Source organism: Candidatus Nitrosotalea bavarica (genome assembly GCF_900167955.1).
GTDB lineage: Archaea > Thermoproteota > Nitrososphaeria > Nitrososphaerales > Nitrosopumilaceae > Nitrosotalea > Nitrosotalea bavarica.
Map to the genome: position 1 here is coordinate 409455 of NZ_FUYK01000007.1, position 14876 is coordinate 424330.

Genomic DNA, 14876 nt, shown 5'->3' on the forward strand with positions numbered 1-14876 from the left:
TTGAAATGAATTGTATCATATTATAAAGGTACAAACTTGAAAAATAGAAAAAGAAAAGTTGTTGTTTATGTTTGTCTTTTATTGACTAGTGCCAGAGAATCCATTTGGAATATATCCTATCTTGATTGCATCAAGTACTATTACTTGACCCTGAGAAAGGTTCTCATCCCATGCTCTGACTATTATGTGACTTGTATCCAATGTTTGGGCTGGAGTTATGTGGAATGTAAGGTACATGAACTTGCCACTATATTTCACAGTTGCAGTTGCACTTTTGAACAATCCATTAGGATCTGATGTTGATACACCACTTGTCTTGTCCCACTGGATGAATGTAGTGCTCTGAGATACTTGAGGATGAGTTCCTGTAATGCCTAGGAATAATGCTCCATGTTGAATCAATTGGACTCCGTCATGTTCGTAGATTTTGAATGTTATGTCTGATGGCATGTTAACATACAATGTTTGTGTATTGATGGTAGTTGTGAATTTTGATATGTCAAACGACGCACCGTTTATCGAAAGACCATCATCATATGTCAAATATGCACCGCCTGATGCTGTAATGCCGGTTCCGCCACCAAACTGTGGTCCACGTCCATAAGTTGTACCATGTCCGTTTAGCGCAAAAGCTGGTGCACTGGATGCAACAACTGATGCCATAAGAACGAACAGGGTCAAAGCACTTGTTGCCTTAACGAGTTTGCTATTCATGAATTATTTTCTATGTGGAGTACATATAACTATTTATGCTATGCAGACACACAATCACGCTTGATATGGTATGAAAATAAAAAAATATTTCTATAGTCTATGATGTTATGCTAATTTTTGAATCAACCTTGATATGGATTCGCTCACCATTGTGAACATGACCATTGTAGATCATCTTTGTCTTGATTCCTTTTTTATTGAGATACCCTTCAAGCAGCAAAGCCCAAGGAATAGAATGACCACTATTTACTTTGGATTCGATAACAAAGTGGTTTGCATTTGATTCATACTTTAGATGTCCAGAACATGTTATGTCTAGTGTAGAATCAACAAGTGCTATTATTTCATCAAGTGTCTTTGATTCAAGATCTATGCCATTTTTATTCAAGAAATTTAATATGTCTATTCCCTTACCCTTTGAGTTTATCATGGAATTGAGCACATACCCTAATCCATTTTCAGTTATCACTTGAATTGCTTTTAATGTCTCCTGCGCATCACTTTTTGTCATGTCTGCCAAATTGCTTATCTTGATTCCATTCTTCCATATTTGCTCAAATGATTTGACTTGATTAGTTCCTAGAACATCCGTTGAGTGAAATATTGCACCTTTTCCATTATTGCTGTTTATCATGAGAATTTCAGAATCATCAAAGATGAATACGTTTTGTGATATGTCTGCTGTCTTGATCTTGATTCCTGTTGGAAGTCCATGAAAAGTCTCAGAGCCAACAAGACTTGGAGGAATTACTATCTTGACATCAATATCTTTTCTTAAAACATGTAGCAAAACATCTTTGCATTGCGATAAAAGATTAAGTCCCCATGAATCTATTACTACATGTATTGATGTCTTGGAACCTTCTATCATTGTCTGAAGTTGTTTGAATACATAATTTGCGGCCAAGTGGAAATATCTTTGCTCCTCTGATCCTCTTGCCTTTTTGCTGTCTTCGCTTAGCTCTTTTAATTTAGTAATTAGACTATTCATGGCATTTACTCGGTTAATCTGTTCTTGGATAATTTCATCAAAAGCATCTTCTGGTGCAATTGCAGTACACATGATTGGCTTGCTTTTTGATATTATTGCAATCTTTTTTTTCTCAAGTTTAAGCAATGTTGGATAGACTTTGGTTCTTGGTAAATTGGAATAATAGGCAAGTTCGCCTGCAGAAATCGTACCTTTTGTAATCAAGGCGACATAGGCTTGAGCCTCATACTTGCTCAATCCAAACTCTTCTAGACTTACGGCTAGGTCTTGCCCTTTTACCATTACTTGGATTTATCAAGTTGGAAGGTAAGCTGAATAGCTAAATTCATTGAACAAAGCTTTGAAAAAATACTAAGCTGTAACTCCAGATTGTGTGACTGTAGTGACATGACTTGACGTAACAAGGACCGTATAAGTGCAAAGCCAAGTCTCTTGTTGGGAATGATAAATCAATCAAAATGGATAATTGAAAATAATAGTAAAAGTCAACTTGTACGGGCAAGTACAATCAAGCCAAGAATAGACTATGCAACTGAAATTGTAGATGATTTACTCGATGTTCTTACACGACATCGACAAGATGTAAACAAAAATAATTTGGATTTGTATGGCAGGCTAGACAAAGACTACCAGTTACTTTCTACGCTTGAGAAACAAGTTAGATATGAACTTGAACTATATTATACAATTGAATCGCTAAGGCAGGTAAGACGAAGTATTGATTGTATAGTTGGACTTGGAAATGTTCCCACTGTACTATCTCCAACAATATCTGTTGTTAGAACGATTAGGTCCAAACTCTTGGCACTTATGCCAGCCATGGACTTTCAGTTAGGAGAGTTATCCTTGCTATTGGGAGGGATAATAATTGACGCTGCCCACTTGGCAAGCACAAACTTGGACTTTGGCAAGGCAAATGAGGTATCAAGCAGGTTATTGGATGAAGCTAAATTGATCGCCGACTCTAAAATATACAAGCAGTTCCCTAATCTAGATTTCTGGTAAGGCCTTGACATGCTAAATTTTACAAAGAACGATAATCAATCTGACTTGTCTAACCATCTTGATAAAATCAAGACATTGTCTTCAAAAATTGAACAAAAAATATCTCAAAAGGGCAAGGATGAAAATGATTCTTTTATTGAGACACTTTCTGTAGATGAGCTAAAAGACATAAGACAGGTGATGCTAGCTGCAGAGTATTTACTTACGAAATATCAAGATAAACGCGATATCAAAGTCTTTTTGCAAGAGTTTATTGAAATCATATTAAATGCATCAAACTTTGTTAATGGATTAAAGGCCGAACTTGAAGACCTTGTAATATCTGCCGAATTTGCACTACACCAGATTCAGACACTGCATGATGATGTGACTGAGAACCTTGCCTTTGGTAAAACGACTCGAACAAATATTGATGACTTTAGGATTCCTTCTCTTCTAAGTACTCTTACCACTAAATCTGAACCTGTGACAATTGAACCTGAAAAGTCCGAAATACCAAGAATTGAAGTTGGTTCAATTAATTTAACAAATTCTGCTAGACGAGTTAACACTGGTGATTACCTTGAAAGAACCGCAGTCGAGATGTAGTTGATGATATTATGAGTCTAGCCCCACAAGAATTAGAAAATAGTGCAAGCAAATTTGCCGCAGAGGCAATAAAACTTGATTCACAAGGTGCCAGAGGAATGGCAATTGCAAATTATCAAAGAGCAATTGAATCACTTGTTAAATTAATCCAGCTTTATCCAGAAAACAAACTAAATAGGGTATATCAAGAGAGAACTGCAGCATATCAGAATCGCATCAAGGCATTACAGATGAACAATGTTGAATTGGAGCCAGCTGTAGATCCAAAGGCAACTCCTGAAGAACAAAAACAATCTCTTACCAAAAATGAACTAGATTCACTGATAATGAAGGAAAAGCCAAACGTAACATGGCAAGAAGTTATCGGTTTAGATGACGCAAAGAATGCTTTACGAGAATCAATTGTATATCCAGCAAAGAGACCAGACCTGTTCCCGCTTGGATGGCCAAGAGGAATCTTACTTTATGGTCCACCGGGTTGTGGAAAGACAGTCATTGCAGCAGCTACTGCAAATGAAATTGATGGTTACTTTATCAACGTAGATGCAGCCTCTATGATGAGTAAATGGTTAGGCGAAGCTGAGAAAAATGTATCCAAGCTATTTCAAATGGCGAGAGGATTGGCAGAAAAAGAAGGACTTCCAGTTATACTATTCATTGATGAGGTAGATTCACTTCTTGGTAACCGTAACAGTGAGATTGGTGGAGAGATTCGTGTCAAAAACCAATTCTTGACCGAGATGGACGGAATCAATGGTAAAGGAAAAGACCTCAAACTCTATGTCATCGGTGCAACAAACAAGCCATGGAGTCTTGACTGGCCATTTCTTAGGAGATTTACCAAGAGGGTCTATGTTTCACTTCCATCTCTTGAAGCAAGAGAAGCACTCTTCAATCTCTATACTGCACCATTGCACAAGGATGATAAAGTAAAGTCCACCGAGCTTGCAAAACTTGCAGATGGGTATAGTGCATCTGATGTCAAAGACATCTGTCAATCTGCACAATTGATGGTTGTAAATGATTTATTCCACTCTCCAAACTTTGGAGAAGAAGTATTGGGAGAACCAAAATCACAACCACGTATATTGACAACAGCTGACTTCAAGGAGATTATATCCAGAAGAAAACCAAGTGTAAGCATGGAAATGATTAGGGCATACTACAAGTGGACTGAACAATTCAAAGCACTCTAGATTTATTTTTTAAAAATTTTGTTCTAGTTGTTGGAAATCTCTGTTTTAAAAATTTAGATCGGCATAAAATTTAAATTCCTATCAAAATCCACATGCAGAGGGTTTCAAGGATTCCAACAAAAAAAGCCAAACACGCAAACAAGTTTGGTGTATTAATTTTAGAAGACGGGACTGTCTTTGAGGGCATGGGTTTTGGTTATTCCACTATTGTCTTTGGTGAAGCCGTATTCAATACTGGTATGACTGGTTACACTGAGGCGCTCACAGATCCTTCCTATAGCGGACAGATTTTGACACTTACCTATCCTCTTGTAGGAAACTATGGTGTTCCCGACCCTGTGGCAAAAGACTCTGATGGTATGCGAAAGAACATTGAATCAGAAATGATACAGGTAAGGGGACTAGTCGTACACGAATTATCCCTTACTGCAAGCCACTGGAATTTATCACTGACACTTGATGAATGGCTCTATAATGAAAAAATTCCGGGAATTTCTGGAATTGATACAAGGGAACTTACAATAAAACTTCGAACAAGTGGGGTAATGATGGCGGCACTTGCAGTATCTGATACTCCAATTGATGTATCTGAACTTAAGAAGAAGTTGGTATCTGCTACAAAATACAACGATGAGGAGTTTATGAATATTGTATCTACAAAAGAGCCACAAACATTTGGTTCAGAATCAGAATCAATTGTAGTAATTGACACTGGAGTAAAAAATGCAATACTGCGAAATATTCGCAGCCTGGGTTACAAGGTAATCAAAGTTCCATGGAATTACTCTATTGAGAAAATTTTATCATATAATCCAAAAGGAGTTGTAATTTCAAATGGACCGGGTGATCCTCTCAATTGTGGTGAAACAATGAAGACTGCAAAATCACTCATTGAAAAAAACATTCCAACACTAGGAATTTGCCTCGGTGCACAAATATTGGGACTGGCAGGTGGTGCAAATACTTACAAGCTAAAGTATGGTCACCGAGGACAAAACAAATCCTGTATTGATCTTGATAATAATCAAGTCTATGTTACTAGTCAAAATCATGGATACTGTATTGACCCAGAGTCTTTGAAAAATACTGATTTTAAATTATGGTTTACAAACGCAGATGATAAAACAGTAGAAGGAATAAAACATAAACAAAAAAAGATAATCGCTGTACAATTTCATCCAGAGGCATCACCTGGACCTTTTGATTGCATGTTTATTTTTGAAGAGCTCAAGAAACTCATAGGGGAGGACAATGCCAAAAGATGAGTCGTTAAAGAAGATTCTAGTTCTTGGTAGTGGGGCAATCAAAATCGGAGAAGCAGGCGAAAGTCACTTCAAGTGACCGTCAATTCGACTACTCCGGTAGCCAATGCCTCAAAGCCATCCAGGAAGACGGAATCAAGAGTGTACTTGTAAATCCAAACATTGCAACAATTCAAACTGATACAAGATTTGCAGACAAGGTATACTCTATTCCAGTAAATCCAGCATATGTGGAATCTATCATAGAAGCAGAAAGACCCGATGGTCTAATGCTTGGCTTTGGAGGCCAGACTGCACTCAACTGTGGAGTAAAACTAGACGAACTTGGAATCTTGAAAAAATATGGCATTAAAGTACTTGGAACTCAGGTGCTTGGAATACGAGCCACTGAAGACAGACAACTCTTCAAGGATTCTATGATTGCATGCAACGTACCTGTCCTCAAAAGTAGGACTGTATACAACTTTGAGGATGCAAAAAAGATTGCAAATGAATTGGGTTATCCTGTCATCGTAAGGGTTGCATATACACTAGGTGGAAAAGGTGGAGGCGTTGCACATAATGAAATAGAATTACATGAAATCGTTTCACGTGGTCTTAATGCTAGTCTTGTAGGCCAAGTTCTAATTGAAGAATATGTGGGTCATTGGAAACAAATCGAGTATGAAGTGATGGCCGACTATGCTGGAAACAACGTGATAATCTGTAATATGGAAAATGTACTTTCAATGAGGGTTCATACTGGTGACAATATTGTAGTTGCACCATCGCAGACACTTGATAATTATGAATATCAGTTATTGCGTTCTGCAGCATTACGTGCGGCAAAACATGTGGGAATTGTCGGAGAATGCAATGTCCAATTTGCACTAGACCCTGATTCTGATAAGTATGTTGCAATTGAGATGAATCCGAGACTTTCTCGATCATCTGCTCTTGCAAGTAAAGCTACCGGATATCCTATTGCATACATGGCAGCAAAAATTGTGATGGGGTATACTTTGCCAGAACTTGTAAATCGTATCACAAAAACTACAACTGCATGTTTTGAGCCGTCTTTGGATTATATTGTATGCAAACATCCTAGATGGGATTTTGGCAAGTTTGAGCTTGCTAATCGTAATCTTGGTCCTACCATGAAATCAGTAGGTGAGGTCATGGCAATTGGAAGATGCTTTGAAGAGTCATTGCAAAAATCAATACGAATGCTAGAGATTGGAAATGATGGCCTAGTTGCAAATCGTAACGGCGATAAAAAATACGACATTGAAGAGATTGAAAATAAACTTCAACATGCAGATGACCGGATCTTGTACTATGTGGCAGAGGCATTAAGACAAGAAATGTCTGTTGAGCGCATCTACAAGCTCTCTGCAATTGACCCGTGGTTTATAGAAAAAATTCAAAATATAGTACATTCTGAAAAAAGAATCAAAGAGTCTAAACTTGAAAAAGACGTGCTTCATGAGGCAAAAATCTTGGGCTTTTCTGACAAACAAATTGGAAGACTTGCTGGAAGAGATGATCTTGAGATTAGAAAAATAAGGAAAAAGGAGGGAATTTTACCTGTAGTAAAACGAATTGACACGCTTGCAGCAGAGTGGCCTGCCAAGACTAACTATCTGTATCTAACATATGGTGGAAAGACTAGCGATTTTGAGATAACATCTGACTCTCAAAAGATTGCAGTACTTGGCGCAGGTCCATACAGGATTGGTAGCAGTGTGGAGTTTGACTGGGGAACAGTAAACATGGTTTGGGGATTAAAAGAAAATGGTGTAAAAGAAGTGTCTGTAATTAACTGCAATCCAGAGACTGTATCTACTGATTATGATATCTGTGATAGGTTATACTTTGAAGAGCTAACACTAGAACGAGTTTTAGATATTGCAGAATTTGAAAAATTAGACGGCATTGTTACAGCAGTAGGGGGACAGACTGCAAATAATCTAACTCCAAAACTTGCTCAAAATGGAATTAAAATTATTGGAACGTCTTTTGAAGATATTGATAGAGCGGAGAATCGTTCTACATTTAGTAAAGTACTTGATGATCTAAATATCAGGCAGCCTCCATGGCAAGCATTTTCAAGTCTCGTTGATGCCAAAAAATTTGCAGTCAAGGTCGGATATCCAGTTCTTGTAAGACCATCATATGTCCTAAGTGGGGCTGCAATGAAAGTTGTATGGTCTGAAACTCAGCTCAAAAAATACCTTCAAGAGGCAACCAATGTATCACCGGATTATCCTGTAGTTATTACAAAGTTCATGCTAAATTCACTTGAAGCAGAAGTTGATGGTGTGGGTGATGGAGAAAATATTGTAATTGGTGCAGTGATTGAACATATTGAAGGTGCAGGAGTTCATTCTGGAGATTCGATGATGTGTATTCCGCCTTGGACTCTAAACAACAAAGCAATTGATACTATACTTGATTATACCCAAAAAGTAGCTGTTGCGTTTAAGATCAAAGGACCGTTTAATCTGCAATTTTTGATTCACCAAGATCAAGTCTATGTGATAGAGCTTAACATCAGGGCATCACGCTCCATGCCTTTTGTCTCAAAATTTGTAAGGATGAATCTTATCAACTTGGCAGCACGAGCGGTATTGGGTAAAACCCTTCCACATGTTCCAAAAGATAGGTGGCGTAAAATTCATAATTATGGAATCAAGGTACCACAGTTTTCCTTTATGCAGCTTGAGGGTGCCGATGTTGTATTGGGTGTAGAAATGCAATCAACTGGTGAGGCTGCATGCTTTGGTGAGAGTTTCTATGATGCACTTGCAAAGGGTTTGACATCTGTAGGATATTCTCTTCCAAAAGAAGGCTCTGTACTTATCAGTGCAGGTGGGTCTGAGAACAAGGAAAAACTGTTGCAGACTGCACTTTTGCTCAAAAGTCTGGGATACAAATTACTTGCAACAGAGCACACTGCTGAATTTTTGTCTGATAAAAGAATAGGCGATGTTGAAGTGGTCTATAAAATTAGTGAGCCTGAAAGAAAACCAAACATTGCAGATTTGTTATATGAGCGAAAAATTGATTTTATCATAAACGTCCCAAGCACTTCGACACTTGAAAAATATGTTGGCATGCTTTATGATGAATATCAAATTAGAAGAAAGGCAGTAGAGCTTGGAATTCCTGTATTGATAACTACAGAGCTTGCAGATTCTTTTGCAAAGACTTTGGAGTGGCTAAAGCATAATGAGACTACGAAAAAGCCATTGGAATCATACGAGAAAATAGGCTAGATATCAAATTACATTTTTGAGTATGGATTCGTCTCCAATTATTGTTCCATCAAGTGTTACAATCTTTGCAGAGTAGAGATCTTTTATTCTCTCAAGTATTGGAGAGATTGATTTTTTGTGATATCTTTTAGTTGTGGCATAAAAATACTTGTTAAAAGATGGGACGATGATTATTTCAATCTCACCTTTACTTGATGGAAATATTTTGCTCTTGTCTGCCTTGAGTGATACCCATAATCGTTGTCCATCCAAAACAGAATCTTCTTGGAAATATACTGGATGAAGATGACCCATTACAATTCTGTTTATCTGAGAGAAATTCTCAGATGGCATTACATGCCCATGTGTCAGCAATGTATCTCCTATAACTAGACCTGATGGACCTGTCATTGTAATATACTCTGGAACCAGACGGGACAAATTACCATCATGATTTCCTGGTATTACTATGGTGTTTATTTTTTTTCCAATCTCAAAAAACATTGGCACTGTCTGCCACTCTATCTTTGAGATTGACTCTATTCCTGATTTTATATCTCCTAGGAGAATGAGTGTATCGGGCTTTTCAGATTCTATCAGGGAATAAAGACTAGAATGTATCTCTTGGATCATATCCTCTGGTCTTACATTGATATAATTTGAGATCATGCCAAGCTCAAATCCTATGTGTAAATCCGTTACAACAAGAAACCTCTGCTCATCTTCTAAAATTAAGGCTGGTTGTGAAGGGATGATTCTGGTCTTTACCATTTAAGATATACGTAACTTTTTTCAATTAAATTCTTGTGAAAGAGTCTGGAAATGTAGAATCTATCATATCATCAAATGGTGTAAAATTACACTTGTTTGAGCCAAGCAACAGAAAGATCTGGACTGTAGTGGGAAAAGAAAATGAGCACTGGCTTGACTTGGATCTGGGGTATTGCTCATGTGAGGATTATTTCTATAACGCAATGGAAACTGGAAGACAATGTTATCATCTAAGTGCAGTCAAGGCTGCAGTGGAACAAGACAAAATTGAGGTGGTAAAATTTCAAGATTCAGAGTTTGAGAGTTTTATTTTAGCTCTAGTACAAGATCTTGTATAGACAATATACCACCTAAATCTCGATTGAAAATAAAAATTATCTGTGATTTACTTTAGAGGTATTGTAAATACATCTTCTTTTGAGACTCCTTTCCATAGTCCGATCATCCCTTCTGGTTTTACTGCTTCCACCTTTGTTATTTTTTGGATTTTTATATGATCAGGAGTTGGTGGCATCCAAAGCATTGCCATATAATCACCGATATTTCCTACAGCGTCAGGGCTTGCCGATGATATCTTGTCTTTTGCAAAACCGTTTGCAACAAGTGCATCTGTTGCGGCTTGTTCTAAATCTCTTCTACCATGTGTGAAAAGATAAACAGCTTTTGTTGTATCTACTTGAATCAATAAAGTACATCTAATCATTGCTTTAATCAATATTGCTAAATTCAATCTTGGATTATATACCTCATAATCAAAGCCGAAAGCATTGGTCAATGTTCTAGTTGTAGGTTCTGGTGGACGAGAGCATGCTATGGGCTGGAAGCTTGCTCAAAGTGATAAAGTGGACAAAATTTATTTTGCCCCTGGAAATGGTGGCACTCCAAACAATGTAGATATTTCATCTGATGACATTGAAGGTCTTGCCAAATTTGCTAAAGAGAACAACTGTGTAACAGTTGTAGGTCCAGAAGTTCCATTATCTATGGGCATAGTTGACGAGTTTACAAAAAAAGGTCTTTTAATATTTGGTCCTACAAAAAATGCTGCACAGCTAGAATCAAGCAAGATCTGGGCAAAAAATTTTATGAAAAGAAATGGTATATTGACTGCAAGGTTTGAAGTCTTTGACGATCCAAAAAAAGCAATTGAATTTGCAAAGTCAGTGGATTATCCTTTAGTTGTTAAAGCAGATGGGCTTGCAGCAGGAAAAGGAGTGATTGTTTGCAGTAATTCTTTTGAAACAATTGATGCCATAAACAAGATGTTAGTTGAGAAAAACTTTGGTAATGCCGGCTCTAGAATTATTCTAGAAGAGAGAATTGATGGAATAGAAGCATCCTTTATTGCAATATCTGATGGAAATGTCGCATATCCTATGGCAACAAGCCAAGATCATAAGAGAATCTATGATGATGACAAGGGACCAAACACTGGCGGAATGGGGACATATTCTCCTACTCCTGTAATTGACAATTCTACTGCAAAAGAGATTCAAAAAAATGTAATTGAAAAGACTATACACTCTATGAAAAAAGAAGGAATTGTATTCAAGGGATTTTTGTATGCTGGAATAATGCTAAAAGATGGTAAGCCATATGTCTTGGAGTTTAATGCAAGAATGGGTGACCCGGAATGTCAGCCAATAATGATGCGCATGGATTCTGACTTGTTTGATTACATCAAGGCAAGCATCGATGGAACTCTATCTTCATTACCACTTATTTTGTGGAAGAAACAAAGTGCGGTATGTGTTGTATTGGCATCTAATGGATATCCTGAATCCTATCCCAAAAATGAAGAGATACTGGGCCTTGATGTCATAACTCCAAATTCACAGGTCTTTCATTCTGGTACTAGACAAGAAAATGGCAAAGTATTGACAAGTGGTGGAAGGGTACTAGGAGTAACTGCAAGTGGTGATACACTGGAGGATGCAATAAAAAATGCCTATGTCCGAGTGGATACCATTACTTGGCCTTCTAAATATTGTAGAACAGATATTGGCAAAAAAGGCCTTGTTTTATATAAATAAAAATAGAATGTCCTATTTTTAAAATATAATTTTAGAAACTAAATAGTTGCTGTAATGACACTTACTTTGAAACTGTTTTTTTCTTTACTATGAAGTAACCTGTGAGGAAGAGTGAAGCGCTCAAAAGAAATGAGGTCAAATTGATGACAAGAAAACCAACTCCTAAAGGTACGGGAATGTACATTGTAGGGATGCAGAGCCCATGAATGAAACTGTCACATGCCGGGAATCTTTTTGGAAGTGTGTTATCAATAGAGGCAGATTGGCGAGTTATGACACCTACAACGTATGGTGATAGTAATAGAATTAACCCTATGATCGATTTCTTGTCAATCTTACCAATTTTATTTTTTAGGGTATCTAAAAATTCCGATTTTTTAATCAGTGTCATATGTGATTTCATGAGTTATGTAGACTAAATATCTTTGTGGGGGGATCTACTGTACGGATTTTCTATCGGCGAATTGGGGAATTGGCGATAATATTTCTGGACCATACACTAGTATCCAAAAATGCCCACATGTATTGAAATTAGACAGTTTGAGATATAGAATTTGCCAAACATTGTTCATTAACAATGTTAGTGAACAAAGATACACAATGGATTATACCTGTAAACCATATCATTCCTACTGTTTTACGTGGAAATTAATAATAATTCACTATTACAAAGTAATAAAAAAAGCATAAAAAATATTCTCATCATATTTCTATTCACAATTGTGATGTTCTCGTCATTATTTTCAAATGGTTCTCTTGTTTCTCAGGCAATGGCAAGTGGTAACACAACCAGTACGGGAAATAATGCCACTACAAATAATACTCCTACTATCGATAATACTTCTCTTACAGTTACATCCAATCCCAATACTATATCTGCAGGAGGTCAGGTTATTCTAACTGCAACGGTAACAGATACCTCGAGTTCACCTACCACGCCTACAGGCACAGTAACTTGGAATGCTGGAAATGCTGGTGGAACATTTAGTTCATCTTCCTGTACTTTGTCATCAAGTACATGTAATGTCACATACACCACATCTGCTACTTCTCCAAGTAATGTGGTGATCACTGCAAGTTATAGTGGAGATACTACACACCAAACAAGTTCTGGAACATCATCATTATCAAATGCTCAGGATACTACGACAATAATATTGGCATCATCTGCATCTTCCATATCATCTGGAGGACAGGTGACAGTTACTGCTACAGTTACCGACTCGACAAATTCTCAAAACGCTCCAACAGGGACAATAACTTGGGGTGACGGAAACGTTGGTGGAAACTTTAATCCCACTTCCTGCACTTTATCATCTGGTACCTGTAGTGTAACATACATTGCATCTACCACTTCTCCAAGCAATGTAATAATTACTGCAACATATGCTGGTGATACCACTCATAAGACAAGTTATTCAACATATTCTGTTGCAATTGCCCCACTGGATACTCCATCAGTTGTCATATCTCCAAATTCCTCCCCATTTGTGTCTGGAACTGCCATTGCATTTACTGTCACAGTTACTGATACCTCCAGTTCGCCTACGACACCAAGTGGACAAGTCTCTTGGAATGATGGAAATGCAGGAGGTTCATTTAGCTCATCAACATGTGTCTTGTCAGCAAACACATGCACCACTTCATACACTCCGGCTGTAAGTGCTTCCAATTCCATAACAATTACTGCAAGCTATGGCGGAGATGCCACACACCAAACAAGTTCTGGAACATCATCATTATTACGTACACAAGATACTGCGTCTGTCGCAGTAACATCCTCTACAACAACCGTATCTTCAGGAGCCCAAGTGACAGTTACTGCAACAGTTACAGATCCTACGAATTCTCAAAATGCTCCAACAGGAACCATAACTTGGAGTGATGGAAGTGTAGGAGGAACATTTAGTTCTTCTTCCTGTACATTAGCATCTGGCACGTGTAATGTAACATATACGGCATCCTCCAGTGTACAAAATACTATTACTATTACAGCAAGCTATAGTGGTGATACAGGTCATACTGCCAATTCAGGAACATCTATCTTGGCACCAAGTTCACTCTCGCCTGCAACAGTTACTATGACATCATCTACATCATCTGTGTCCTCTGGGGGACAAGTGACATTTACAGTAACAGTTGTAGGCTCTACAAATTCTCAAAACACTCCAACAGGAACAATAACTTGGGGTGACGGAAATATAGGTGGAAACTTTAATCCAACTTCTTGCACATTGGCAACTGGCACATGTAATGTTACATACACTCCATCTACCACTTCTCCAAATAATGTGGTAATTACTGCAAGCTATAGTGGGGATACTATGTATCAAACAAGTTCTGGAACATCAAATCTAACCGTAAACACAACTGATTCTACAACTTTATCTGTTACACCAAATCCGTCTACAGCGCCCCTTGGTGGTTCTGTGATATTCACAGCAACAGTTGCTGATACTTCTAGTTCTCCTACTACTCCCACTAGTTCTGTATCTTGGAGTGATGGAAATGCTGCAGGTTCATTTAGCTCATCTTCATGTACCCTATCCTCATCAGGTTCATGTACTGTTACGTATATTCCTGCAGTGAATCCTCCAAATGCAATAACAATAACTGCAAGTTACGCGGGTGATGGCACACATCAGTCCAGTACTGGTTCATCCACGTTGTCTGCAAGTGTAGTTGATCCTACAACCTCAACCATTACGCCAAATCCTGCCACATTTTCTGTTGGAACTCAAATCTCCTTTATCGTATCAATAGCAGATACTACAAATCCTTCTTCAACCATTGCAGGATTGGTAACATGGACTGATAATGGGGCTGGTGGTTCATTTAGTCCATCTAGCTGTGTAGTGGTAAATAATCAGTGTGGTCTTGCATATACTCCTCCATCAAATCCAACTAATAGTATAACAATAACTGCAACTTATGCAGGTGACTCGACTCACTCAGGAAGTACTGGCACATCCACAGTGTCAGTAAATACTGTATCACCGTCATCGCCTTCTCCTACGCCCTCTACACCAACTCCCTCTACACCAACTCCCTCTACACCAACTCCCTCTACACCAACTCCC

12 protein-coding genes and 1 pseudogene are annotated in these 14876 nt (G+C 37.9%); 8 read left to right on the forward strand and 5 right to left on the reverse strand.

Annotated elements, in window-relative coordinates:
- Window positions 1-78: 78 nt before the first annotated feature.
- Window positions 79-714, reverse strand: coding sequence for a hypothetical protein (locus C0Q33_RS05645; RefSeq protein ID WP_133121019.1), 636 nt, complete (start codon window positions 712-714; stop codon window positions 79-81).
- 97 nt (window positions 715-811) lie between these two features.
- A complete protein-coding gene (locus C0Q33_RS05650; RefSeq protein ID WP_101477578.1) occupies window positions 812-1987 on the reverse strand; it encodes a TrmB family transcriptional regulator in 1176 nt (391 codons plus the stop codon).
- A 159-nt stretch (window positions 1988-2146) separates the two neighbouring features.
- On the opposite strand from C0Q33_RS05650, the gene C0Q33_RS05655 reads away from it, so the two are divergent.
- The 5 genes and pseudogenes from C0Q33_RS05655 (at window position 2147) to carB (ending at window position 9013) form a co-directional block, all read left to right on the forward strand.
- Complete coding sequence (locus C0Q33_RS05655; protein ID WP_133121020.1) at window positions 2147-2710, forward strand: hypothetical protein; 564 nt, start codon at window positions 2147-2149, stop codon at window positions 2708-2710.
- Between the two features lie 9 nt (window positions 2711-2719).
- Complete coding sequence (locus tag C0Q33_RS05660; RefSeq protein WP_101477580.1) at window positions 2720-3298, forward strand: hypothetical protein; 579 nt, start codon at window positions 2720-2722, stop codon at window positions 3296-3298.
- Between the two features lie 11 nt (window positions 3299-3309).
- Entirely contained in the window at window positions 3310-4494 is a 1185-nt protein-coding gene (locus C0Q33_RS05665; protein WP_101477581.1) for an AAA family ATPase, read from the forward strand.
- A 92-nt stretch (window positions 4495-4586) separates the two neighbouring features.
- The gene (gene carA, locus C0Q33_RS05670; RefSeq protein ID WP_177996810.1) at window positions 4587-5759 is read left to right on the forward strand and encodes a glutamine-hydrolyzing carbamoyl-phosphate synthase small subunit; all 1173 of its coding nucleotides are present in this window, start codon (window positions 4587-4589) and stop codon (window positions 5757-5759) included.
- Window positions 5746-9013, forward strand: a pseudogene (carB, locus tag C0Q33_RS05675) (carbamoyl-phosphate synthase (glutamine-hydrolyzing) large subunit). Before carA ends, carB begins: the two are co-directional and overlap by 14 nt.
- 3 nt (window positions 9014-9016) lie before the next feature.
- Here the strand turns inward: carB and C0Q33_RS05680 are convergent.
- Window positions 9017-9763 carry a metallophosphoesterase gene (locus C0Q33_RS05680; protein ID WP_101477583.1) on the reverse strand — a complete coding sequence of 249 codons (747 nt, stop codon included), beginning with the start codon at window positions 9761-9763 and terminating at the stop codon, window positions 9017-9019.
- A 35-nt stretch (window positions 9764-9798) separates the two neighbouring features.
- On the opposite strand from C0Q33_RS05680, the gene C0Q33_RS05685 reads away from it, so the two are divergent.
- The gene (locus tag C0Q33_RS05685) at window positions 9799-10101 is read left to right on the forward strand and encodes a hypothetical protein (protein ID WP_101477584.1); all 303 of its coding nucleotides are present in this window, start codon (window positions 9799-9801) and stop codon (window positions 10099-10101) included.
- A 47-nt stretch (window positions 10102-10148) separates the two neighbouring features.
- On the opposite strand, the gene C0Q33_RS05690 is transcribed toward C0Q33_RS05685, so the two are convergent.
- A complete protein-coding gene (locus tag C0Q33_RS05690; RefSeq protein ID WP_394336915.1) occupies window positions 10149-10466 on the reverse strand; it encodes a hypothetical protein in 318 nt (105 codons plus the stop codon).
- A 64-nt stretch (window positions 10467-10530) separates the two neighbouring features.
- Here C0Q33_RS05690 and purD point away from each other — a divergent pair, with 64 nt between their 5' ends.
- Window positions 10531-11796 (forward strand): phosphoribosylamine--glycine ligase, encoded by a 1266-nt coding sequence (gene purD, locus C0Q33_RS05695; protein ID WP_101477585.1) that lies wholly within the window; start codon window positions 10531-10533, stop codon window positions 11794-11796.
- A gap of 61 nt (window positions 11797-11857) precedes the next feature.
- On the opposite strand, the gene C0Q33_RS05700 is transcribed toward purD, so the two are convergent.
- On the reverse strand, window positions 11858-12187 hold the full coding sequence (locus C0Q33_RS05700; protein WP_101477586.1) for a hypothetical protein: 330 nt from the start codon (window positions 12185-12187) through the stop codon (window positions 11858-11860).
- A 250-nt stretch (window positions 12188-12437) separates the two neighbouring features.
- Between C0Q33_RS05700 and C0Q33_RS05705 the strand changes: the two genes are divergently transcribed.
- Window positions 12438-14876 (forward strand): beta strand repeat-containing protein (locus tag C0Q33_RS05705; protein ID WP_133121021.1); only part of this gene is annotated, 2439 nt, incomplete at its 3' end.

Coding starts and splice junctions, on each gene's coding strand:
- C0Q33_RS05650 (WP_101477578.1), bottom strand. CDS start 1,987: ATGGTAAAAGGGCAAGACCTAGCCGTAAGTCTAGAAGAGTTTGGATTG.
- C0Q33_RS05655 (WP_133121020.1), top strand. CDS start 2,147: ATGATAAATCAATCAAAATGGATAATTGAAAATAATAGTAAAAGTCAA.
- C0Q33_RS05700 (WP_101477586.1), bottom strand. CDS start 12,187: ATGACACTGATTAAAAAATCGGAATTTTTAGATACCCTAAAAAATAAA.
- C0Q33_RS05645 (WP_133121019.1), bottom strand. CDS start 714: ATGAATAGCAAACTCGTTAAGGCAACAAGTGCTTTGACCCTGTTCGTT.
- C0Q33_RS05660 (WP_101477580.1), top strand. CDS start 2,720: ATGCTAAATTTTACAAAGAACGATAATCAATCTGACTTGTCTAACCAT.
- C0Q33_RS05690 (WP_394336915.1), bottom strand. CDS start 10,466: ATGATTAGATGTACTTTATTGATTCAAGTAGATACAACAAAAGCTGTT.
- C0Q33_RS05680 (WP_101477583.1), bottom strand. CDS start 9,763: ATGGTAAAGACCAGAATCATCCCTTCACAACCAGCCTTAATTTTAGAA.
- C0Q33_RS05665 (WP_101477581.1), top strand. CDS start 3,310: ATGAGTCTAGCCCCACAAGAATTAGAAAATAGTGCAAGCAAATTTGCC.
- carA (WP_177996810.1), top strand. CDS start 4,587: ATGCAGAGGGTTTCAAGGATTCCAACAAAAAAAGCCAAACACGCAAAC.